Below are 22,549 nucleotides of genomic sequence, written 5' to 3'. Positions count from 1 at the left end.
GTCAGGACCGGGCGCGGGCGAGCAGCCGGGCCGCGACCTGCTGCTGCTCGGGTGCCAGGCGGCTGACGAGGAGCAGCCAGGCGACGGCGTACACGACCGCGCCGACCAGCAGCTCGAGCAGCAGCGGGAACGGCGAGGCCTCGAGGGCCACGAGCAGCATCAGGGACGCACCGGCCGCCGAGGCCAGCGGCGCCAGGACGGCCGGGCGCTCGCCCAGCCGGCGCAGCCCGACGAGCAGCACCGCCACCTGCACGACGTAGGAGACGGTGGTGGCGACGGCCGCGCCGATCGCGCCGTGCGGCGGGATGAGCACCACGTTGAGCACGAGGTTGACCGCGAGCGCGGCCGCGGAGCCCACGAGCATCTCCCACGACCGGCGCCGCGCCAGGAGCACCGAGCTGGCGAAGGTCGCCGCGGCGACGAACAGCGGCGCGGGGGCGAGGACGGCGAGCACCGGCGCGGCCGCGTCGGCGTACGCCGCACCGAAGAGCAGGTGCAGGACCGCCCGGCCCTCGACCAGGCAGACCGCGACGAACGGCAGGTAGACGAAGCCGGCGACCGCGACCGCCCGCTCGAAGCCGACCCGCCGCTTGCTGTCGTCGTCGGTCGCGCTCATGACGGGCAGCACGGCGTAGTTGATCGCGTAGGTGACGAACAGGACCGTCTCCAGCACGCGGTAGGCCACGGAGTAGACGGCCACCTCCCCCGGCCCCTGGACGTGGCCGAGGATCAGCACGTCCACGCGGAAGAGCAGCATCAGGACCAGGCCGCTCAGTCCGATCAGGAACGTCCCCCGCACGGTCAGGGACAGGTCGGCGCGGCTCAGCTCGCGCACCGGCCGGCGCACGTCGAGCCGCCGCAGGGCGACCACGTGCGCGCCGTACCCCGCGAACGTGCCGACCAGGAACCCGAGCGCGACGCCCTCCGAACCCCCGCCCGCCACCAGCGCCACCAGCACGGCGGCGGCGGTCGCCACGCGCTGCAGCACCAGCGCCACCGAGATGCCCGAGGAGACCTGGCGGGCTGCCGCCGTCGAGCGGATCGTGTGGCTCCACTGCTCGGGGAAGCCCGCCAGCAGCATGCAGGCCAGCACCTGCCAGGAGCCCACGGAGGGCGTCCCGGCGAGCACGATGCCGGCGACGAGGAACACCGGCGCGGCCAGGACGGTCTTCCAGACCTGGGTCGCCTGGTGGATCCGCGGCAGCGCCGGCGGGTCGGCGCTCCCGCGTCGGGTGAGCCCCGAGTCGAAGCCCCAGGTCGCCAGCGCGCTGAGGACCAGCATGATCGTCATCGCGTACGTGACCGTGCCGAAGTCCTCGTTGGGCAGCATCCGCGCTGCGGCGACGGTCCACGCCAGGGTGGCGACCTTGCCGAGGACCTCGGAGGCCGCGCGGACCGCGGCGTTGCGGGCGGCCCGGTGGGTGGTCTCGGAGACCTGCTGGTCGGTCATGCCGACCCGCTCCCCCGCGAGGCGAGTCGCCCGACCAGGCCCCGCACGCAGCCGGCCGCCTTGGAGACGTCCTTGAGCGCCAGCACGACAGGCACCAGTGCCCACGTGCCCGGGGCCACCTCCGCACCGCGCGCGCGGACCGCCGGGATCGCGAGGTACGCCGCCGCGGCGGCCGCGACGACCACGCGGGTGCGCGGGCCGCCGGCGGCCAGGAGCGCCGGCCCGCCGACGTACGCCGCACCGCGGGCGACGTCGCGGCTGACCAGCGGCCAGGAGCCGGCGCGACCGCCCCACTCGCCGTAGCGGGCGTACATCCGGGCCATGTCGCCCAGCCGCCCGGTCTGCTCCCAGGTCACCCGGGCGTCGAGGGCCAGCACGCTGCCGCCCCCGGTCGCGAGGACCGTCTCGCCGAAGACGGCGTCCTCGGAGCTGGAGAGCGCGACGTCGAAGCCACCGGCACGGCGCCAGGCCTCGACCGTGCACGCCATGGACCGGCCGTCGAGGCGGCGTGCGGAGAACCGGCGGCCGGTGAGCCGGCCCGCGGTGCGCGCGAGCGGGCCGGGCCGCCGGGCCTCGGCGACCGAGGGGAAGAGCGCGACGCGTGCGGCGTCGCGGACCGGGTCGCCGCCGTCGACGTCGTAGACGCCGACGACGAGGTCGACCGGGCCGACGGGGCCGACGGGACCGGTCGGGTCGGCCTCGGCGAAGGGTGCCCGGAGCGCGGCGAGCCAGTCCGCCGCCGGCAGGCAGCCCGCGTCGGTGCACGCCACGTGGGCGTGCCGGGCCGCGGCGAAGCCGGTGTTGCGAGCGGCCGAGAGGTTGATGCCCGGCCCCTGGAGCAGGCGGACGCGGGGGTCCCGGGCGGCCCAGGCGGCGAGCTCGGCGGCGGTGCCGTCGCGGGAGCGGTCGTCCAGGAGGAGGTACTCGTCGTCGGGCCCGAGCTGCGCCACGACGCGGGAGACGACGCCGTCCACGTGGCCCTCCTCGTCCTTAAAGCAGCTGAGCACCGTCACCGGGGGGCCGGCCAGCCCGGCGCCGGGCCGGCGGGCGGCGCCCGCCAGCACCGAGGAGACGCGGTCGGCCCAGCCGGCGCGGTCGGGGTGCCCGGCCACCACGGCGGGCCCGGCGGTCCGGCAGTGCGCCACGACGGCCGGCTCGAGCACCTCAGCGAGCGCGGTGGCGACGGCGGCAGGTGCGTCGGGCGGCACGACCCGGCCGGCGAGGCCGGCCATCCGCTCGACCTCCGGGTTGCCGGCGGCGCCGATCAGCGGGACGCCCGCGGCGAGCGCCTCGAGCGCGACCAGCGAGTAGCCCTCCCGGCCGAACCGCGCTCCGGCGGGGCGGGTGAGGACCGCGACGGCGTCGAAGGCCGCGAGGTGCCGGCCGGCGTCCTCGACCGGGCCGAGCAGGTGCAACCGGTCGGCCACGCCGAGCTCCTCGGCCAGCGTCTTGAGCCGGGCCCGCTCCTCCGGCTCGGTCGGGTCGTCCGGGCCGGCCACGGCCAGGCGCCACGGGGCGCCGGCCGGGCCCGACGGCTCGGCGAGCGCCCGGACGGCGGTGTCGACGCCCTTGTAGCCGACCAGGCGCCCGAGCACCGCGAGGGCCGGGCCGTCGGCGCGCGGGAGGCCGTGCGCGGCCCACAGCTCGAGCGCCGCCTCGCGGCCGGCGGGAGCGGCGGCCGGCCGGGGCGGGGGCACGAGGACCGCGTCGCGCCGGCCGGTCGCCGAGGCGACCGCCTCGGAGGTGGCCAGCACGACGTCGGCCAGGCGGCCGAGCGGGCGGGCCAGCTCGCGGTCCCAGGAGAAGTCGTGCTTGGCCCAGCAGACGGGCACGCCCACCGTCCGCGCGGCCGGGACGACCGCGGCGGCGGCCTTCACGCCGTTCGCGAGGACCACCTCCGCGTCGCTCGTCCTCAGCCGCCGGGCCAGGTCGAGGTTGCGGGCGGCGAGCGCCGCGCCGCGCCGTCCGGTGGGCAGCACGGTGACGGGTACGTCGAGCCGCTCGAGCTCCGCGCGCAGCGGCCCGTCCTCGAGCAGCCACACCTCCGCCGACAGCCGCGACGTCGCGGCGAGCAGGTCGAGCAGCCACCGCTCGGACCCCCCGAGCACCCCGGCGGGGGTCACCACGACCACCCGCAGGGGCGCGAGCGGCGCCGGTCCCGCGCTCATGCGTCCTGCTCCGGTCGCGCGCGGCGGGCGGTCACGACCGCGGCCGCGGCCAGCAGGCTGAGGACCAGCCACACGGTCGTCATCGTGGTGGGGTTGCGCAGCGGGTAGTCCACGATCCCGTGCGCCAGCACCACGACCAGCGCGGCCGCGAGCACCCGGGGCAGCAGCTCCGGGTCCGGGCCCGGCCCGGGCGCGTGCCGCCGGCGCAGCAGGGAGGCCAGCCCGGCGACCAGGGCGAGGAGCGCGAGCAGCCCGACCAGCCCGTGCTCGACGGCCACGTTGAGCACCAGGTCGTGGGCGTGGTCCACGTCGAGGAAGGCCCCGGTCCGCAGGGCGTCGCTGCCCGCGGCCGCGGTGAACCCGCCGGGCCCGTGCCCGAGCAGAGGGGACTCCGCGACCAGCCGCAGCGCCTCGGCCCAGATCAGGGGGCGCTGGTCGTAGGGGTTCTCGGTGCTCTCCGCGAGCGACGCGACGCGCACCCCGACCTCGGCGACCGGCCCCACCCCGAGCGCGCCGAGCACGACCGCCGCGACGACCAGCACCGCGCCCAGCACGGCGAGGGCACGTCGGGTGCGCGGCACGAGCACGGCCAGGGCCACCAGGCCGGCCACGGCACCGGCCCACGCGCCCCGCGACAGCGACACCACGAGGGCCGCCAGCAGCAGGCTCCCGCCGACCGCGCAGGTCACCCGGGCCGCGCGACGGCTCGCGGTCAGGCCGAGGCCGACCGCGACGACCAGCAGCACCGCGGCGAAGATCCCGAGCTCGTTGGGCTGGGCGAAGATCCCGAGCGCGCGCCCGGTGACCACGCCCCCGCCGTAGTAGCTCTCCGTCGGCCCCGAGTCGAGCAGGGCCGGCACGGCGGCCGCACCGCCGCCGACGACGAGGGCCGTCGCGACGGCGTACGCCTGGGCCGGCGTGCGCACCGCCGTGGTCACCGCGACGGTGAGCAGCACCAGCAGCAGCAGCTGGACGTCGAGGCGGAAGGCGAGGTCGGCGTCCCACGCGCGCGGCGTCGAGAGCGCGGCCACGACGAGGAAGGCCGCCAGGGGCACCGCGACCGGCCACGGGGGCAGGCGCACCTGCCCGCGCGCGGCGGCCGGCACCAGCACGGCGAGGACGACGGCTGCCGTCGAGACCTGGACGAGCTCGGCCGGGCCGACGGTGAGCTGGCCGAGCGGCAGCGCGAGCGCGACGGCCACGACCGCGACGTACGGCGTGCGCCAGGCCACCGCCGCCAGCAGCAGCGCCACGAGGAGGGCGAGCGAGGCGGCGGCGCCGGCGAGCAGGCCGACGCCCGCGGTGACGACCCCGGTGAGCAGCCCGACGAGCACGTAGCCGCCGTAGAGCGCCGTGGTGCGCGCGGTCGCCGCGGCGGGCCGCGAGCGGCTCGCCGCCAGCAGCCGGGGCGGCACGAGCGCCCGCGCCGGTGCGCCGGCGGCCGGCTCGCGGAGGAGACCGGCGACGGTGGTGCCGCTCACCGCGCCCGCCGCGGGGTCCGGGTGGTGAGGGCGCGCACCTGGCGCCGGACCGCGGGCACCCGCTCGAGGGCGCCCCACCAGCGGCGGTAGTGCGGCAGCTGCACCTTGAGGCGGAACGACGCGAGGGTGTCCGTGGCGTTGACGTCGATCCGGCTCACCGCGTGCGGGCCGGCGTCGTCGTACACCGAGAAGGCCACCGCGAAGCCCTCCGCCGCGACGGCCACCCGGGCGGCGGCGTCGTGGGCGCCGAAGGGGTAGGCGAAGGACCGGACCGGCTCCCCCGCCAGGTCGGCCAGCCGGCCGTGCGCGCGGTGCACCTGGCGGTCGAGCTCCTCGCGGCCGCAGCCCCGCAGGTCGAGGTGGTCCCCGCCGTGGACCCCCAGCTCGATGCCGGGCAGCCCGTGCAGGTGGCGGAGCGCGGCCGGGTCGAGCAGCCGCTCCTCGGCCGGACGGGGCAGCCACCGGGCGGTGCGGCCGGCGAGGTCGGCCGGCACGTAGAGCAGGGCGGGCACCCCGAGCCGCTGCAGCACGGGCACGGCGAGGTCGAGCACGGAGGTGAAGCCGTCGTCGATCGTCACCAGGAACGACCGGGCGTGGGACCGCTGGCCCCGCCGCGCGGCGAGGTAGCCGTCCAGGTCGAGCGGCCGCCACCCCTGTGCCAGCAGCCAGGAGAGCTGCTCCTCGAACCGGCGCACCTCGACGAAGAGGTTCTCCGGGTCGTCGTCGCGGCGGTCCACGCAGAACCCGTGGTACATCAGCACCACCGGCTCGCGGCCGGGCAGGAGCCCGGCGCCCCCCGAGTGGATGGTGAGGACCTGCGGGAGACCGGGGGGCTGCGGTCGCTCAGCCATCGAGCGTGCCCGTGGCGGCCTCGGCGAGGGCCGGCGCCTCGGCCTGGTCCCGCGTGGCGCGGTTGAGCACGACGCCACGCACCGGGACCCCGAGCCGGGACAGCCGCGCCGCCGTCCGCCGCACCGCCGCCACCGGCGTCCCGAGGCGTACGACGACCACGGCCGAGGCCGCGTGGCCCGCGACGATCTCCGAGCTCTCCCCCGCGTCGAGCGGGGTCGTGTCGCACAGCACGACGTCCCACTGGTCGTCCGCCTGCTTGAGCACCTCCGGCAGGCGCCGGTCCAGCACGTCGTCGGCCGACCGCAGGGGGACGGCGCCGAGCACCGCGACGTCGCCCTCGTGGACGACCGCATCGGCCAGCGACGCCCGCTCCGCGAGCACGTCGTCGAGCACGTACCGGCCCGGCGTCTCCATCAGCGCGGTCAGGCCCGCCTCGTCCAGGTCGAGGTCCAGCACCAGCGTCGACTCGCCGCGGTCGCACAGCGTGCGGGCGAGGAGGAAGGTGACGGTCGTGGCGCCGGCCTCGGGCTCGGCCCCGACGAGGACGACCGGGCCGGGCGGGACCGTGCCCGCCGAGGCCGTCCAGCCGCTGCGCAGCGCGCGGGCGGAGGTCAGGATGTCCTTGTCCGAAGCGACGGTCCGACGCGGCCAGGGCCCGGTGAAGGCGGGCAGGCTGCCCAGGACGGGGCCCCCCGCGGCCACCGCCGCGTCACCGCCGGTGCGGACCCGCGGGCGGACCGCCTCCAGGGCGTACGCCACGGCCAGGGCGACCACCAGTGCGGCCAGGACGAGCACCAGCTCGAGCACCCGGGGCGAGCCCAGCGGCCCTGGCGGCTCGACCCGGGCCCCGGAGAGCACCGTGGCGTTGGCGAGCGGGTCCTCCTCGCCCATCGTGACCGCGACCTCGGCGACCGCACGCGCGACGGCGACCGCCTGGTCCTCGTCGGCCATCGTCGCGCGGACCGCGAGGTTCCCGGCGTCCTGGGAGACCGTCACCGCCACGGCGTCCTCGAGCGCCGAGCGGTCGGCGCCGGTGGTGGTGGCGACCTGGTCCAGCACGTCCGGCGACGTGAGCGCGACGGCGTACCTCCCGAGCGCGAGCCGGACCGCGTCGGCGCTCACGAGCTCGGCCGACTCCGGCGTCGCGGCCACGACGCTGACCGCGACACTGGAGTCCGGACGCGTCTCGACCGCGCCGACGCCGACGACGACGGCCGGCACCAGGATCGCCAGGACGACGGCCCAGCGGTACCTGACCGCCCTCCGCAGCATGCCCCCCACAGACACTGCGCTCAGCCTTCCCCGTAGAGCTTCCCGAACCGGCGGAGCACCGGTCTCGGTCTGAGCCTCTCGTCCAGGAGCGCGTAGCCCTCCTGGTGCTCGTCGGTGCTGCTGGCGACGGCCGCGTCCTTGTACCAGAACGCCGCGGTGACGTACGGGAAGTCGCGGGCCATGATCTTCAGCGCCTGCGCGCCGTACGCCGCCTGCTGCTTCCTCGTGACGCCGCGCCGCCAGGGCTCGGTGTCGGTCTCGTTGCGGTGCACGCTCCAGCCGAACTCGGTGATCCACACCGGCAGCCGGTCGCCGTGCTCGCGCATCGTGGCGCGCACCGCGTCGAGGTGGGCCAGGCTCCACACCTCGCCGTCGTCGGCCGCGCCGGGCGGTGCGTCGGCGGGCGCCTGGTAGGAGTGCACCGCCATCACGTCGAAGCAGCCGCCGACGCCGGCGTCGTAGGCGCGCTCGAGCCAGGCGTCGTCGTTGTACATCAGGCCGCCGAAGACGACCCGGGCGCCGGGGTCGTTGCGGCGCACGACCGGGTAGGCGCGGCACAGGATGCGGGTGTAGGCGGCCGGGTCGGTCCCGATGAAGAAGGACTCCAGGTTCGGCTCGTTCCAGATCTCCCACGCGTCGACCACGTCGCCCCACCGGCGGGCGGCCCAGCCGAGCGCCTCGGTGTAGTCGCGGGTGCGGTCGGGCGGGGTGTACTGCGCGAGCACCGGGTCGTCCTCGCGGGTCGCCCAGTCGGGGGTGAGCCAGAACATCACCAGGACCTTCAGGCCGCGCCGGCGCAGCTGGTCCATCACGCCGTCGACGCGCTTGACGCCCCACTCGCGGTCGTAGGACCCGCGCTTCGGCTGGAGCATCGACCAGCCGACGTCGAGCCGGACCCACGTGGCGCCGGAGCGCTCGATCCGGTCGAGGACGACGGCGCGCTCGCGGCGGGTGTAGTGGGTCCAGGTGCCGTGGAACTGCACGCCCAGGCGCGGCAGGTCGGCGGGGTCGGGACGCTCGCCGCCGCGGTCGGCGACCCGGGTCGTCACCGCGGGGCTGCTGCTGGTGCCCGCCGGCTCGGGGGCCTCACGGACCGCCACGGCGGCGCCACCGAGCGCCACCGCCGTCGACACGGCGGCGGCCACGAGCGCAGCACGACGTCCCCCCACACCGGGAACCTACCCACGCGTAGGAGGGCGAAACCCGGCTCGGCGCCGGTCAGGCCGCCGCGGTCACTCCCACTCGATGGTGCCCGGGGGCTTGGAGGTGATGTCGACGGTGACCCGGTTGACCTCGCTCACCTCGTTGGTGATCCGGGTGGAGATGCGCTCGAGCACGTCGTACGGCAGGCGCGCCCAGTCCGCGGTCATGGCGTCCTCGGAGGTGACCGGGCGCAGCACGACGGGGTGGCCGTAGGTGCGGCCGTCGCCCTGCACGCCGACCGAGCGGACGTCGGCGAGGAGCACGACCGGCATCTGCCACACGTCCCGGTCCAGCCCGGCCCGGGTCATCTCCTCGCGCGCGATCGCGTCGGCCTGGCGGAGGATGTCGAGCCGCTCGCGGGTGACCTCCCCGATGATCCGGATGCCCAGGCCGGGGCCGGGGAACGGCTGGCGGTGGACGATCTCGGCCGGCAGGCCGAGCTGCTCGCCGACCTGGCGGACCTCGTCCTTGAACAGGGTGCGCAGCGGCTCGACCAGCTCGAGGTCCATGTCGTCGGGCAGGCCGCCCACGTTGTGGTGGGACTTGATGTTGGAGGTGCCGGCCCCGCCGCCGGACTCCACGACGTCGGGGTAGAGCGTGCCCTGGACGAGGAACGCGACCTTGTCGCCCTCGGTCGCGGTGCTCTGCTCGACGAACCCGGCGAGGATCTCGGCGCGGGCGGCCTCGAAGACGCGGATGAACTCCCGGCCGATGGTCTTGCGCTTCTCCTCGGGGTCGGAGATGCCGGCGAGGGCGGAGAGGAAGCGCTCCTCGGCGTCGACCACCTTGAGGTCCACCCCGGTCGCGGCCACGAAGTCGCGCTCGACCTGCTCGGTCTCGCCCTGGCGCATGAGGCCGTGGTCGACGTACACGCAGGTGAGCCGGTCGCCGATGGCGCGCTGCACGATCGCCGCCGCGACGGCGGAGTCCACGCCACCGGAGAGCCCGCAGATCGCGCGGCCCCGCTCCCCGACCTGGGTGCGGATCGCCTCGATCTGCTCCTCGACGATGTTGACCATCGTCCACGTCGGCCGGCACCCGGCGATCTCGTGCAGGAAGTGCTCGAGGACCCGCTGGCCGTGCTCGGTGTGCAGGACCTCGGGGTGCCACTGGACGCCGGCGAGGCCGCGGTCGACGTCCTCGAACGCCGCGACGGGGGTGACCGCCGTCGACGCGAGCACCGAGAAGCCCTCGGGCGCGGCCGTGACCGAGTCGCCGTGGGACATCCACACCCGGTGCGCGGTGGGTACGTCGGAGAGCAGCGTGCCGGGCTCGGTGACCGTCACGTCGGTCCGGCCGTACTCCCGGGCGCCGGTGTGGGACACCTCGCCGCCGAGGCCGCGGGCCATCAGCTGGAAGCCGTAGCACATGCCGAAGACCGGCGTGCCGGCCGTGAACAGCGACGTGTCGATCGAGGGTGCGCCCTCGGCGTACACCGAGGACGGGCCGCCGGACAGCACGATGGCCTTCGGCCCCCGCGCCAGCATCTCCTCGACCGGCATCGTGTGCGGCACGATCTCGGAGTAGACGCGGGCCTCGCGCACCCGGCGGGCGATCAGCTGCGCGTACTGCGCCCCGAAGTCGACCACCAGGACCAGGTCGTGCTCTCCCACCGCCGTCATGGGGCGCAGCCTATCGGCGGCGCTCGGCCCGCCCGCGGGGTGCTCGGCCGCAGGGGGCCGTGAAATGCACCAGGGCCCGGCCGGGGAGGGAGGGTGGCCGGGCCCTGATCGTCCACGCAGCTGTTGGACAGTGCTTGGACCACGACCCGACTCTTGGGAGGGAGCATGACTGCCGGGTCTGACCACTCAACGACGCCCCCGCGGTCGGGTTACGCCCGATCGGGGACGAAAAACGGCCCGGTCTGGACCGGGCCGTCCCTCGAGGTGTCCGCGCAGGTCAGCGCGGTGCGGACCGCTCAGGAGACCCCGACGATCGGGAGTCGCAGGGCCCCCGGCGCGCTGTCGGGGACGACCGGCGAGCGCGGGGCGACGGGGTCCACCCGGCGGTAGTCCGCGCCGAGCGCCGGGCGCCGGTCCGGCTCGCCCTTGTTCGGCCACAGCGACATCGCCCGCTCGGCCTGGGCGGTGATCGTCAGCGACGGGTTCACGCCGAGGTTGGCGGTGACCGCGGAGCCGTCCGAGACGTGCAGGCCGGGGTGGCCGTAGACCCGCTGGTAGGGGTCGATCACTCCGGTCTCGGCGGAGTCGCCGATCGCGCAGCCGCCGAGGAAGTGGGCGGTCAGCGGCATGTTGAACTGCTCGCCGATGTTGCCGCCCGGCGTGCCGCCGATGATCTTGGCCATCAGCCGGACCGCGGCGTTGCCGGCCGGGATCCAGGTCGGGTTCGGCACGCCGTGGCCCTGGCGCGAGGTGAGGAAGCGGCGGTTCGTGCCCGGGATCCGCTTGGTGTACGTCGTGATCGAGTTGTCCAGGCTCTGCATCACCAGCGCGATCACCGTGCGCTCCGACCAGTGCCGCAGGTCGTAGAGGTCGGTGATGTTGCGCCGCTGCTTCCAGGTCTCCTTGACCCAGGTGCGCCAGCGCGGGGCCGGGCCGTCACCGTCGGTGAGCACGGTCTGCAGCATGGACATGAAGTTGCTGCCCTTGCCGTAGCGGACCGGCTCGATGTGGGTGTCGTCGTCGGGGTGGAAGGAGGACGTGATCGCGATGCCCTCGCTGTAGTCGATCTTCGTGTCGGGCGCGATCGCGCCCAGGATCGACTCGGAGTTGGTCCGGGAGAGGTAGCCGATGCGGTCCGAGACCCGCGGCAGGTGCCCCTCGTCCTTCATCCGGTGCAGGAGCCGCTGCGTCCCGAGCGCCGAGGCCGCCAGCACCACCTGGTCGGCGGTGAGCACGCGGGTCGCCGACCGTCGGGGCGTCTTGGCCTTGGTGTAGCGGACGTGGACGTCGTACCCGCCGTCCTCGCGGGGCGCGATCCGGGTGACCGTCGTCAGCGGCAGCACCTTCGCACCGGCCTCCTCGGCCAGGTAGAGGTAGTTCTTGACCAGGGTGTTCTTGGCGTTGTGGCGGCAGCCGCTCATGCAGGCACCGCAGCCGATGCAGGTGGTGCGCTCGGGACCGGCGCCGCCGAAGTACGGGTCGGCCACCTGCTCGCCCCTCTCCTGGCCGGGGCCGCCGAAGAAGACGCCGACCGGGGTCGGGTGGAAGGTGTCGGCCACCCCCATCTCGCTGGCGACCTTCTCCATCACGTCGTCGGCGGGGGTCCGCAGGGGGTTCTCGACCACGCCGAGCATGCGCTTGGCCTGGTCGTAGAACGGCGCGAGCTCGGACTTCCAGTCGGTGATGTGGCTCCACTGCGGGTCGTTGAAGAACGCCGGCAGCGGCTCGTAGAGGGTGTTGGCGTAGACCAGCGAGCCGCCGCCCACGCCGGCACCGGAGACGATCAGGCAGTCGCGCAGCGCGTCGATGCGCTGGATGCCGTAGCAGCCGACCTCCGGTCGGAACAGGTAGCGCTTGACGTCCCAGGAGGTCTCGGCGAAGTCCTCGTCGCGGAACCGGGCGCCCGCCTCGAGCACCCCGACGCGGTAGCCCTTCTCGGTCAGCCGCAGGGCGGCCACGGAGCCGCCGAAGCCGGATCCGACGACGAGGACGTCGAAGTCGCGGGCCTGCTCAGGTCGGTCGGTCGTCATCAGGCACGCCCCAGCTTCTTCATCAGGCGGAGGTTGGCGGTCATCACCTTCGCGTAGGTCTCGTCGGACATGCCCAGGACGGGTGCGAACCGCAGCAGCCGCTGGGTCGCCACCGACTGGGTCTCGGTGTAGCGCAGGATGCCCTCGGCGCCCTGCCGCCGGCCCACGCCGGACTGCCGCATGCCGCCCATGGGCGCGTCGATGCTGGCGAACGTGGCACCGAAGGCCTCGTTGATGTTGACGGTGCCGGCCTTGACGTACCGGGCGATGGTGCGGGCCCGGGCGCCGTCCTGGCTGTAGATCGCGGCGTTGAGGCCGTACTCCCCCTCGTTGGCCCGCGCGACGGCGTCGGCCTCGTCGTGGAAGCGGTAGAGGGAGACGACCGGGCCGAAGGTCTCGTCCTGGAAGCAGGCCATGTCGGGCGTGACGCCCTCGAGGATCGTGGGCTCGTACATGTAGGGCCCGAGGTCGGGCCGGGCCTTGCCGCCGGTGAGCACCCGGGCGCCCTTGGCGACCGCCTCGTCGACGTGGTGCACGACGGCGTCGAGCTGGGCCTGGGAGATGAGCGAGCCCATGTCGTTGTCCCAGTCCAGGGTCGCACCGAGCGTCATCGCCTGGGTGCGGGCGACGAACCGCTCGACGAAGCGGTCGTAGACCTGGTCGGCGACGAAGAGCCGCTCGACGGACACGCAGAGCTGGCCGGCGTTGGAGAACGTCGCGCGGACGGCGCCCTCGGCGGCCCGCTCCAGGTCGGCGTCGCGCAGGACGAGCATCGGGTTCTTGCCGCCGAGCTCGAGGGAGCAGCCGATCAACCGGTCGGCGCAACCGTGGGCGATGACCCGGCCCGTGGCGGTGGACCCGGTGAAGCAGACGTAGTCGGCGCGCTCGACGATGCCGCCGCCGACCCGCGAGCCGGGCCCGGCCACGACCTGCCACAGGTCGGCGGGGAACCCGGCCTCCTCGAGCAGCTGCGCACCCAGCAGCGCGGACAGCATCGTCTGGGCGTCCGGCTTCGCGACGACGGCGTTGCCGGCGAGGAGCGCCGGGAGGCCGTCGCACAGCGCCATCGTGAACGGGTAGTTCCACGGCGAGATGACGCCGACGACGCCCTTGGGCACGCGGTTGACGTCCACCCGGGTGAGCACCGGCATCACGCCGGGGTGCCGGCGGGTGTCGAGGTGCCGGTGGGCCGTGCGGCCGTAGTAGCGGGCGGTCATCGCGACGTGGAGGACCTCGTCGAAGGCGTGCTTGCGCGCCTTGCCGGACTCCAGGACGACCATGTCGACGATCTCGTCCTGCCGGTCCAGCACCAGGTCGTGCAGCCGCAGCAGGGTCGCGGCGCGCTCGTCGACGCTGGTGCGGGCCCATGCCTGCTGGGCGCGACGGGCCCGGGCGAACGCCTCGGCCACGTCGGCGTCGCTGCTCTGCGGGACGTGGGCGAGCGGTGCGCCGTCCAGCGGGGAGAACACCGCGTTGGTCTCCCCCGACGAGGAGACGACCCGCCGGGTCAGGGACGCGACGTGGTCCGGCTCGAGGGCGTACGTCGCCCCCGGCTCGTGCTCGGGGTCGCGGGGGCCCTCGACGAGCGGGCCGCCGGACGAGGTCGGTGAAGAGGCGCTCATGTACCGAGGGTATGTGACCGCGGTCTCCCGGACTACCCGGCGGTAGGGATTGTGGGGCTTTACACAGTCGTCCGCCTTGTCAACCGGGTCGGCCGTTCGGCTCACATGGCCGGCGCGGTGGGGTAGATCGACTTGAGCTCGGTGTACTGCGCCAGGCCCTCCGGCCCGAACTCGCGGCCGATCCCCGAGGCCTTGAGCCCGCCGAACGGCGCCGCGAAGTCCATCGTGTAGGTGTTGACGCCGTAGGTCCCGGCACGCACCCGGCGCGCCACGTCGAGCCCCGCAGCGGGGTCCCCGGTCCAGACCGTCCCGGCCAGGCCGTACTCGGAGTCGTTGGCGATCCGGACGGCGTCGTCGACGTCGTCGAACGCGATCACCGACAGGACGGGGCCGAAGATCTCCTCCTGCGCGATCCGCATCCGGTTGTCGACGTCGGCGAACACGGTCGGCCGGACGTACCAGCCGCGGTCCAGCCCCTCGGGCATCCCGTTGCCCCCGACGACGACGCGTGCGCCCTCTTCCTGGCCGAGCGCGATGTACTTCTCGACCCGCTCCTGCTGGCGCTGGGCCACCATCGGGCCGATCTCGGTCGCCGGGTCGGCCGGGTCCCCGACGGCCATGCCGGAGACGGTCTCGGCCAGGGCGTCGACGACCGCGTCGTAGTTGGCGCGGGAGGCGAGGATCCGGGTCTGGGCCACGCACGCCTGGCCGGAGTTCATCAGCGCAACGAACCTCAGCCCCTCCATCGTGGCGGCGAGGTCGGCGTCGTCGAGGACGATCGCGGCGGACTTGCCGCCGAGCTCGAGGCTGACCCGCTTGAGCTGCTCGCCGCACACCGCGGCGATCCTGCGGCCGGCGGCGGTCGACCCGGTGAAGGCGACCTTGTCCACGCCGGGGTGCGCCACGAGGTGCTCGCCGACCTCCCGGCCGGCGGCGACGATGTTGACGACGCCGGCGGGCACCCCCGCCTCGGCGAGCAGCTCGGCGAGCAGGTAGCCGTCGAGCGGGGTCTCGGGGGCCGGCTTGACCACGACCGTGTTCCCGGCCAGCAGGGCCGGGACGACCTTGGAGATCGTGGTGAACTGCGGGACGTTCCACGGCGGGATCGCGGCCACCACGCCGACCGGCTCGCGCCGGACGATGACCTCGGGCCCCAGCGCCCCGGGACGGGTCTCCTCCCAGGGGAAGGCGCGGGCGATCGCGAGGAACGACTCGATCTGCATCCACGGCGCCGGCGACTGGGCGAGGTTCGAGAACGACGTCGGCGAGCCCATCTCGGTGGTGATCAGGTCCGCCATCTCCGCCAGCCTCGCGGCGTACAGCCCGGAGAAGGCCTGGACCACCTCGATCCGCTCCTCCGGCGACATCCGCGGCCAGGGCCCCTCGTCGAACGCGCGGCGGGCGGCGGCGACCGCGGCGTCGACGTCGGCCGCCGACCCCTCCGGCACGGTCGCCACGACCTGCTCGCTGTGCGGCGAGACCACCTGGAGGGTCGCCGACGTGGCGGGTGCCGCCCAGCCGCCGTCGATGAAGAAGGCGTCGCGGTCGAGGGTCATGGGTGCTCCTGAGGTACGTCGTGGGTACGTCGTGGGCGCGGCGGTCCGCGTGGGTGGTGGGGCGCGCGTCAGGGCGCGGTGGCGAACCAGTCGGCGAAGCCGCTGGGGTCGTGGCGGCCGATCGCGAAGTGCTCGAAGAGGCCCCAGCCCTCGGCCGTCCGCCCACCCTCGTGCAGGACGGCGCGGCCGACGTGGTCGACGCAGCCGAACATGAACCGGCCCTGCACGGCCTCGTCGGCCATGTCGTAGGTCAGCCGCTCGACGAACTTCTCGCCCTTCCACACCCCGTGGGTCCAGTCGGGGTCGCCACCGTACCCGCCGCCCACGTGGAGCGGCGCCGCCAGCAGCGAGGAGACCTCGAGGCGGACCTCCTCCCCGCGACCGCTGGTGCAGGTGATGGTCGCGCCGGTCGGCTTCCGGGTGCCCGAGGCGTAGTGCACCTGCACGCGCGGCCAGCCGAGCTGCTCGACCCGGCCGTCGGCGTGCACGCGGTGGCAGTCGTTGAGGGTGCGGTAGCCCGACGGGTCCTCCTGGAGGATGAGCACGACGGCGTACTCCTCGAAGCGCATCGGGACGTAGGTCCACCACATCCCGTCGAACGGCGGGTCCGCGGGCGCCCCGGCCGGCTCGGCCTCGCCCACCGGGCGGATGCCCCAGGAGCGGTCGCGCGTGCCGACCCAGCGGTCCGGCGTCACCTCGATCCGCTCGCCGTCGACGACGACGTGGCCGCGCCAGGTGCCGACCTGGGCGAAGCGCTGCGCGTCGAGGGTGACCCGGGCGCCGGAGCGCAGGACGTGCGGCAGCTCCTGGAGGACCGGGAACGAGCCCTCCCAGGTGAGGTCCGCAGCGATCCCCTCGGTCTCCTCGAGGGTGAGGTGGATGCGCTGCAGCGGCTCCTCGACCTCGAGCCGGTAGCCGCCGACGTGCTGGTTGAGGCGGTCGTCGTCGCACAGGTCGGAGAGGTGGACGGCCGTCTGCCTCCCGTCGCGGGCCAGCAGCAGGAAGGCGTCCTTGGTGCCGAGGTTGGGGTAGTAGCCCAGCCCGGTGATCAGGAACAGCTCGCCGGTGCGGTCGTGGGCGTTGAAGTAGCAGCGGTCGTAGAAGTTGCGGTCGCTGCTCGCGGGCCAGGTGACGGGGAGGGGCGCCTGGTGCAGCGGGTACTCGTCGAGCGGGCCGACCACGGCTCAGGCCCCCGCTTCGGCCAGGAGGCGGTCGAGCAGGGGCTTGTGGTGCATCAGCCCGTCGGGGTCGTCGGGCCGCTCGATCTCACCGAAGTGGATCTGCCGGGCACCGGTGCGCATAAAGACGATGCACCACTGGACCGCGTTGTAGACGTGGTACCAGTGCAGGTCGCCGACCTCGACCCCGGTGAGCTCGCGGTACGTCGCGAGGACGTCCTCCTCGCGCAGGAAGTGCGGCATGCCGGGCAGCTCGAGCGCACCGGTGATCGACTCGAAGACCAGGTGGGCGAAGACCATCCAGGACAGGTCGAGCTCCCGGGGCCCGACCGTGGCCATCTCCCAGTCGAGCACCGCGACGGGCGCGAAGTCCTCGAAGAGCACGTTCCCGATCCGCGAGTCGCCCCAGCACAGCACGGTGTCGCCCTGGTCCGGCGGCAGGTTCGCCTCGAGCCAGGCCAGGCCGCGCTCGGTGACCGCCGAGCGGCCGATGTCGGGGACCGCGAAGTCGTACCAGGCCCGGGTCCGCGCCAGGTTCCGCTCCAGCGGCGTGGCCCCGGCGTGGCCGTGACGGGCGGGGTCGAGGAAGGCGAACGTCGTCGCAGCGTCGCGCACGCCGTGCAGCCCGGCCAGCACGCCGACGGTCGCGTCCTGCAGCCGGCGCTGCTCCTCGGGCGAGGCGTCGTGGAGCCAGTTGTCGCCGAAGTTGTAGGGCAGCACGTCCTGGGGCACGACCCCCTCGACCCGGTCCATCAGGAAGAACGGCGTCCCCAGGACCTCCCCGGTCGGCTCCATCCACCGCACCACCGGCACCGGCACGGCGGTCAGCTCCCCCACCAGCCGCATCGCGTCGTACTGGTCGCCCAGCGCGTAGTCGGGGAAGACCGGGAAGTCCTCCGCGGCCGGCGCGACCCGCGCGACGTACCGCCCGGTGCGCTGCTCGCCGCCCTGGGTCCAGGTCACGTCGAGCGGCAGCGTCTCCGAGGACATCCCGTTGGCGTCGGCGCCCGAGTGCACGACCACCACCGGGTCCGCCCCTGGCGGGAGCTCCCGCGCCAACCAGGCCACGAGCCGGTCCGGCAACGTGCTCGGGTCGCGGCTGGTGCGTTGCAGCTTCATGTCCGGCGGCGGCGGTGCCTGGGTCACGGGCGCTCCTCGGGTCGACCACGTCGCGCACGGGTGTGACGTGGGTCTCAGTGGTCGCCAGCATCGGTGGAACACGTTCTAGTTGTCAACGGGCCGCCTCGCCCCTGCGGGCGCCGGAGGCGCCCGCCGGGGGTGGGGGCCCGGTCGTGGTTGGGTCTGGCGGCCCGGAGCGAGGCACGAGCGCAGGGCTGGTAGACCGGGCCCCCGCCCTCGTGGGGAGCCACAAGCGCTTCCGAGCCCACCCCGCGGGCGCCGGAGGCGCACGCCGGGGGTGGGGGCCCGGTCGTGGTTGGGTCTGGCGGCCCGGAGCGAGGCACGAGCGCAGGGCTGGTAGACCGGGCCCCCGCCCACGGCGGGAGCCGCAGGCGCCCCCCAGGTCGACCCGCGACGACCGAGGGGACGGTCAGACGATGTCGGGGGCCTTGACCCGCGCCTCGTCCGCCTCCTGGTCGGTGAGCCGCTGCTGGCTCTGCCGCTCGGCCTCGACCCGCCGCAGGTAGTGGTCGACCTCGTCGGCGGTGCGCTCCTCGCCCCACCCGAGCTCGGTCGCCATCAGCGCGGCGACGCCCGGCGCGGCGCGGGTGCCGCGGTCGAAGGTCTCGATCGAGATGCGGGTGCGCCGGGTGAGGACGTCGTCGAGGTGGCGGGCGCCCTCGTGGGACACGGCGTGGACGACCTCGACCGCGAGGTGGTCGTCCGCACCGTCGAGCGGGCGCGCGAGCTCGGGCCGCTCGGCGACGAGCGCGAGCACGTCGTCGATGAGCGCGCCGTACCGGCCCAGCAGCGCGTCGATCCGCGCCACGTGCAGGCCCGAGGCGCGGGCGAGCTGCACCCGCTGGTTGGTGCGCGCCTCGTACCCCTCCGCCCCGACGAGCGGGACCCGGTCGGTGATCGAGTCGCGCACCGCCAGGCCGGCGGTGGTCCGCAGGGAGTGGGCGGCCGCGTCGACGGCGTCGCGCGCCATGACCCGGTACGTCGTGAGCTTGCCGCCGGCGATCATCACCAGGCCGGGGACGGGGGTGACGACGGTGTGCTCGCGCGAGATCTTCGACGTCGGCTCGGACTCCCCGCTCAGCAGCGGCCGGAGCCCGGCGTACACGCCCTCCACGTCGTCGTGGTCCAGCGGCTCGCGCAGGATCGCGTTGACCCGCTCCAGGACGTAGTCGATGTCGGTCCGGCTCGCGGCGGGGTGCGCCTTGTCGAGGTCCCACTCGGTGTCGGTGGTGCCGATGACCCAGTGCCGGCCCCACGGGATGACGAACAGCACCGAGGTCTCGGTCCGCACGATGAAGCCCGCCTCGGAGCGGATCCGGTCCCGCGGCACGACGAGGTGGATCCCCTTAGACGCCTGCACGTGCAGGGCGCCGCGACCGCCGACCATCTCCTGCACCTCGTCGGTCCAGACGCCGGCGGCGTTCACGACGACCTTGGCGCGCACCTCGAGCTCGCGACCGGTCTCCAGGTCGGTGGCCCGGACCCCGACGACGCGCTCCCCCTCGCGCAGGAAGCCGGTGACCTTCGTCCGCGTCGCGACGGCGGCGCCGTGCGCCGCGGCGGTCCGGGCGATGGTGAGCACGAGGCGCGCGTCGTCGACCTGGCAGTCGAAGTACCGGATGGCGCCGGTGACGCTGTCCACGCGGAGGTCCGGGGCCATCCGGGCGACCTGGCGGCGGGTGAGGTGCCGGTGCCGCGGCAGCCCGGACCCGCCCGGGGCGAGGGCGGCCAGCCCGTCGTACAGCGCGAGCCCCGCGCCGACGTAGGGCCGCTCCCAGCCGCGGTGGGTCAGAGGGTAGAGGAAGGGCACCGGCCGGACCAGGTGCGGCGCCAGCCGGGTCAGCAGCAGGCCGCGCTCGTGCAGGGCCTCGCGGACCAGTCCGAAGTCCAGCATCTCGAGGTAGCGCAGGCCGCCGTGGACGAGCTTCGAGGAGCGGCTGCTCGTGCCGCTGGCGAGGTCGCGCTGCTCGACGAGCGCGGTCGACAGGCCGCGGGTCACCGCGTCGAGGGCCACCCCGGTGCCGACGATCCCGCCCCCGACCACGAGCACGTCCAGCTCGCGGTCGGGGGCGGCCAGCTCGTCGAGAGCCGCCTGCCGGGCGGCAGGTCCCAGCGCGCTCGGGTCGGGTCGGACGGGCGCGCCGGGGCGGGTCATGGCACCAGTGTGGCCGACGGCTCCTTGCTCACCTGGTCCCAGGTGAAGCGGTACGTCGCGCCCCCCTCGGGCACGACGAGCGTGAGGTTGTCGCCGCCCGCCGCACCGCCGGCCCCGTAGTTCTCGTCCCAGGACCCGTCGACCGCGACCTTCCAGTCGTAGCTGCCGGCCGGCAGCTCGAACGTCGCGTGCCACCGGCCGTCGGTGGGGTCGAAGGCGAGCCGGCTCTCCTCGCACGCGGGGTCCCAGTCGGCGGCGCAGCCGATCTCCGACTGCAGGCTGCCCGCGACCGTGACCGACTCCCGGGCCGGCGTCGGCGCCGCCGTGGTGACGGTCACCGGACCGCCGACGACGCGAGGCGTGCCGCGCTCCACGAGCACCGCGCGGTAGCGGACCCGCGTGCCCAGCGGGAGGGCGGAGACGTCGTCGCTGACCTGGTAGGCCGGCGAGGAGGTGTCGGTGCCGAGCACCTCCCACGCCCCGCCGGCGACGCTGCGCTCGAACCGCACCGACTGCGCCGGGCGCTCGGGGTCGACGACCGCGGTGACCGTCACCGGGTCGACGTTGCTCACCGTGCCGCGCTCCCCGGACGTGGTCAGGTCGACGGTCGGCGGTGCCACCCGGGTCGCGCGCACGCCGCTGGTGCGGCTGTGACCCCGGTTGTCCAGGACGGCGGCGCGGTACTGCACGCGGGTCCCGGTGGCGAGGTCCCGGGTGTCGTGGAAGACTCGGTACGGCGCGGAGTCGTCGGTGCCGATGTCGCGCCAGCGCCCGCCGCCGACCTTGGCCTGGAAGGTGACCTCGTAGAACGAGTCGCCGCCGACCTTCGCCACCACCTTGGTGCGGCTGCGGGCGACCTTGGTCGGCGCCGGCTCTGCCAGCCGGACCGCGGGTGCCCGCCGCGAGGCCGGGATCCGCGCGGTGGAGGCGTAGACCACCGCGCCGAGCGCCGGCACCGTGACCCGCAGGTCGCCGTCGCGGCCGCTCTCGCGAGTCGCGGGGCCCTGGCCGAGGACCTTGCGGAACCGGCCGTCGCGGACCCAGGTCGGGACCCGCAGCGCCCGCGGGCGCTCCGCGGTGTTGAGGACGACGACGTACTCCCGCTGCTGCCGCCGGTCGATCCGGGAGAAGGCGACGACGTCGCGGTCGGCGGACCGGACCTGCTGGGCGCCCCGCCTCAGCGCCGGGTGCCGCTCCACCAGCCGGTCCAGGCCGGCGATCGTGCGGTAGAGCGGGTGGTCGGTGTCGAAGCTGTCGGAGGCCGGGGTCTCCGCGGAGCCCAGCTGGTCGTCGTCGGCGTACTCGGGGACCTGGCTGGCGAACATCGACTGCCGCGCCAGCTGGTCGCCGCCGGTCCCGGTGAACCCCTGCTCGTCGCCGTAGTAGACGACCGGGTTGCCGCGGGAGAGGTACATGAGCTGGTGGGCGAGGACGTCACGCCGCAGTCGCTCCGCCGCGCTGCGGTCGGGGTCGTCGACGGCCAGGAAGTGCCCGAAGCGGCCCATGTCGTGGTTGCCGAGGAAGGTGGGCAGGGAGTGCACGTTGCTGTCGGCGTCGGTGTACCAGTCGTCGTCGCGGAAGAACCGGGCGAGCGCGCGCCCGCTGCGCTGCCGGGAGACGAAGTCGCGGGCCGCCCACTGGAAGGGGAAGTCGAGCACCGCCTGCATGCCGTTGTGGCCGGTGTAGTGGGAGGTGAAGGCCTTGGCGGCGGCGTCGCTGCCGTCGAGGGCCACCTCGCCGAACATGAAGAAGTCCGGCTTGCCGTGGCTGCGGGCGAAGTCGAGGATGCCGGGGCCGAAGGCCTGCCAGAACGCGTCGTCGACGTGCTTCATGGTGTCGATGCGGAACCCGTCGATCCCGAAGTCCTCGACCCAGGTGCGGTAGATGTCGATCATCCCGTCGACGACGCGCGGGTGCTCGGTGAAGAGGTCGTCGAGGCCGAAGAAGTCGCCGTACTGGCTGTCCTCGCCGGTGAAGGTGGTGTTGCCGCGGTTGTGGTAGAGCGTCGGGTCGTTGAGCCAGGCCGGGACCTTGAGGTCCTCCTCCCCCGGCGCGAGGACCGGGGTGTAGGGGAACGACGTCGCGGGGTCGAGGTCGGGGAAGTCGCCGGTGCCCGCGTGGTCGCGGTCGTCGAACGGCGCCCCGCCGGCCGTCCGGTAGGGCTCGACGTCCTTGGGGACGTACGCCGTCCGCGCGCCCTCCTCGTAGCCGATGACGTCGGCGGTGTGGTTGGTGATGATGTCGAAGAAGACCTTGATCCCGCGGTCGTGCGCGGCGTCGACGAGCTCGGCGAGATCGGCGTTGGTGCCCAGGTGCGGGTCGATCCGGGTGAAGTCGGTGATCCAGTAGCCGTGGTAGCCGGCCGACGGGCCGTCCTCGAGCTGCACCGCCTTGTTCTGGAACACCGGGGTCAGCCAGATGGCGTCGGTGCCGAGGCCCTCGACGTAGTCCAGCTGCGCGCGCAGGCCGTCGAGGTCGCCGCCGTTGAAGTAGCCCTTCGCGGTCGGGTCGAAGCCGTGCTCGTCCTTGCCGCCGGGGATCCCGCCGGTGTCGTTGCCGGGGTCGCCGTTGGCGAAGCGGTCGGCCATGAGGAAGTAGAAGCTGTCCTCGGTGACGCCGCTGCGCAGTGCGTGGCGTGCGGGGTCGTCGTCGGCACCGACGGCGAGGGCCGGGGACGCCGGCCAGACCAGCGCGAGCGCGGCGGTCGCCGCGACGAGGGTGGATGGAGCAGTACGGCGCACGACGCCTCCCGAGTGATGGCGGTCACCAAGTGGTGAGGGCAGGACCCTAGGACCGCCCGCCGACACCCGACAAGAGGCA

The 22,549-nt window shown here is 74.7% G+C and carries 14 protein-coding genes; all 14 read right to left on the bottom strand.

The window, feature by feature from the left end; translation table 11 throughout:
- Window position 1: 1 nt before the first annotated feature.
- Entirely contained in the window at window positions 2–1,450 is a 1,449-nt protein-coding gene (locus AB0N29_RS12975; RefSeq protein ID WP_364867247.1) for an oligosaccharide flippase family protein, read from the bottom strand.
- Window positions 1,447–3,618, bottom strand: a complete 2,172-nt coding sequence (locus tag AB0N29_RS12970) for a glycosyltransferase (RefSeq protein WP_364867245.1) — start codon at window positions 3,616–3,618, stop codon at window positions 1,447–1,449. Before AB0N29_RS12970 ends, AB0N29_RS12975 begins: the two co-directional genes overlap by 4 nt.
- Window positions 3,615–5,099 carry an O-antigen ligase family protein gene (locus AB0N29_RS12965; protein WP_364867243.1) on the bottom strand — a complete coding sequence of 495 codons (1,485 nt, stop codon included), beginning with the start codon at window positions 5,097–5,099 and terminating at the stop codon, window positions 3,615–3,617. The genes AB0N29_RS12970 and AB0N29_RS12965 overlap by 4 nt, the downstream gene beginning before the upstream one ends.
- Entirely contained in the window at window positions 5,096–5,950 is an 855-nt protein-coding gene (locus AB0N29_RS12960) for a polysaccharide deacetylase family protein (protein WP_364867241.1), read from the bottom strand. The genes AB0N29_RS12965 and AB0N29_RS12960 overlap by 4 nt, the downstream gene beginning before the upstream one ends.
- Window positions 5,943–7,238: a hypothetical protein gene (locus tag AB0N29_RS12955; RefSeq protein WP_364867239.1), complete on the bottom strand. Its 1,296-nt coding sequence runs from the start codon at window positions 7,236–7,238 to the stop codon at window positions 5,943–5,945. Before AB0N29_RS12955 ends, AB0N29_RS12960 begins: the two co-directional genes overlap by 8 nt.
- 5 nt (window positions 7,239–7,243) lie before the next feature.
- Entirely contained in the window at window positions 7,244–8,392 is a 1,149-nt protein-coding gene (locus AB0N29_RS12950) for a cellulase family glycosylhydrolase (RefSeq protein WP_364867237.1), read from the bottom strand.
- 63 nt (window positions 8,393–8,455) lie between these two features.
- Window positions 8,456–10,048, bottom strand: coding sequence for a glutamine-hydrolyzing GMP synthase (gene guaA, locus AB0N29_RS12945; RefSeq protein ID WP_364867235.1), 1,593 nt, complete (start codon window positions 10,046–10,048; stop codon window positions 8,456–8,458).
- Between the two features lie 296 nt (window positions 10,049–10,344).
- Complete coding sequence (locus tag AB0N29_RS12940; protein ID WP_364867233.1) at window positions 10,345–12,078, bottom strand: GMC family oxidoreductase; 1,734 nt, start codon at window positions 12,076–12,078, stop codon at window positions 10,345–10,347.
- On the bottom strand, window positions 12,078–13,700 hold the full coding sequence (locus tag AB0N29_RS12935; protein WP_364867231.1) for a succinic semialdehyde dehydrogenase: 1,623 nt from the start codon (window positions 13,698–13,700) through the stop codon (window positions 12,078–12,080). Before AB0N29_RS12935 ends, AB0N29_RS12940 begins: the two co-directional genes overlap by 1 nt.
- A gap of 101 nt (window positions 13,701–13,801) precedes the next feature.
- On the bottom strand, window positions 13,802–15,256 hold the full coding sequence (locus tag AB0N29_RS12930; RefSeq protein WP_364867228.1) for an aldehyde dehydrogenase: 1,455 nt from the start codon (window positions 15,254–15,256) through the stop codon (window positions 13,802–13,804).
- Between the two features lie 68 nt (window positions 15,257–15,324).
- Window positions 15,325–16,437 carry a hypothetical protein gene (locus tag AB0N29_RS12925; RefSeq protein ID WP_302267999.1) on the bottom strand — a complete coding sequence of 371 codons (1,113 nt, stop codon included), beginning with the start codon at window positions 16,435–16,437 and terminating at the stop codon, window positions 15,325–15,327.
- A gap of 3 nt (window positions 16,438–16,440) precedes the next feature.
- Window positions 16,441–17,580 (bottom strand): phosphotransferase family protein, encoded by a 1,140-nt coding sequence (locus tag AB0N29_RS12920; RefSeq protein WP_364867225.1) that lies wholly within the window; start codon window positions 17,578–17,580, stop codon window positions 16,441–16,443.
- A gap of 403 nt (window positions 17,581–17,983) precedes the next feature.
- Entirely contained in the window at window positions 17,984–19,729 is a 1,746-nt protein-coding gene (locus tag AB0N29_RS12915; protein WP_364867223.1) for a glycerol-3-phosphate dehydrogenase/oxidase, read from the bottom strand.
- Window positions 19,726–22,470: an alpha-amylase family glycosyl hydrolase gene (locus AB0N29_RS12910; RefSeq protein WP_364867221.1), complete on the bottom strand. Its 2,745-nt coding sequence runs from the start codon at window positions 22,468–22,470 to the stop codon at window positions 19,726–19,728. The genes AB0N29_RS12915 and AB0N29_RS12910 overlap by 4 nt, the downstream gene beginning before the upstream one ends.
- Window positions 22,471–22,549: the final 79 nt, after the last annotated feature.

This window comes from Nocardioides sp. NPDC092400 (assembly GCF_040684155.1).
GTDB lineage: Bacteria > Actinomycetota > Actinomycetes > Propionibacteriales > Nocardioidaceae > Nocardioides.
Note: the sequence above shows the minus strand (reverse complement) of the source record. Positions and strands in the feature narration are given on the sequence as shown.

Excerpts from the sequence above, each read along its gene's own strand:
- AB0N29_RS12975 (WP_364867247.1), bottom strand. The coding sequence starts at position 1,450 with ATGACCGACCAGCAGGTCTCCGAGACCACCCACCGGGCCGCCCGCAAC.
- AB0N29_RS12970 (WP_364867245.1), bottom strand. The coding sequence starts at position 3,618 with ATGAGCGCGGGACCGGCGCCGCTCGCGCCCCTGCGGGTGGTCGTGGTG.
- AB0N29_RS12960 (WP_364867241.1), bottom strand. The coding sequence starts at position 5,950 with ATGGCTGAGCGACCGCAGCCCCCCGGTCTCCCGCAGGTCCTCACCATC.
- guaA (WP_364867235.1), bottom strand. The coding sequence starts at position 10,048 with ATGACGGCGGTGGGAGAGCACGACCTGGTCCTGGTGGTCGACTTCGGG.
- AB0N29_RS12940 (WP_364867233.1), bottom strand. The coding sequence starts at position 12,078 with ATGACGACCGACCGACCTGAGCAGGCCCGCGACTTCGACGTCCTCGTC.
- AB0N29_RS12935 (WP_364867231.1), bottom strand. The coding sequence starts at position 13,700 with ATGAGCGCCTCTTCACCGACCTCGTCCGGCGGCCCGCTCGTCGAGGGC.
- AB0N29_RS12930 (WP_364867228.1), bottom strand. The coding sequence starts at position 15,256 with ATGACCCTCGACCGCGACGCCTTCTTCATCGACGGCGGCTGGGCGGCA.
- AB0N29_RS12915 (WP_364867223.1), bottom strand. The coding sequence starts at position 19,729 with ATGACCCGCCCCGGCGCGCCCGTCCGACCCGACCCGAGCGCGCTGGGA.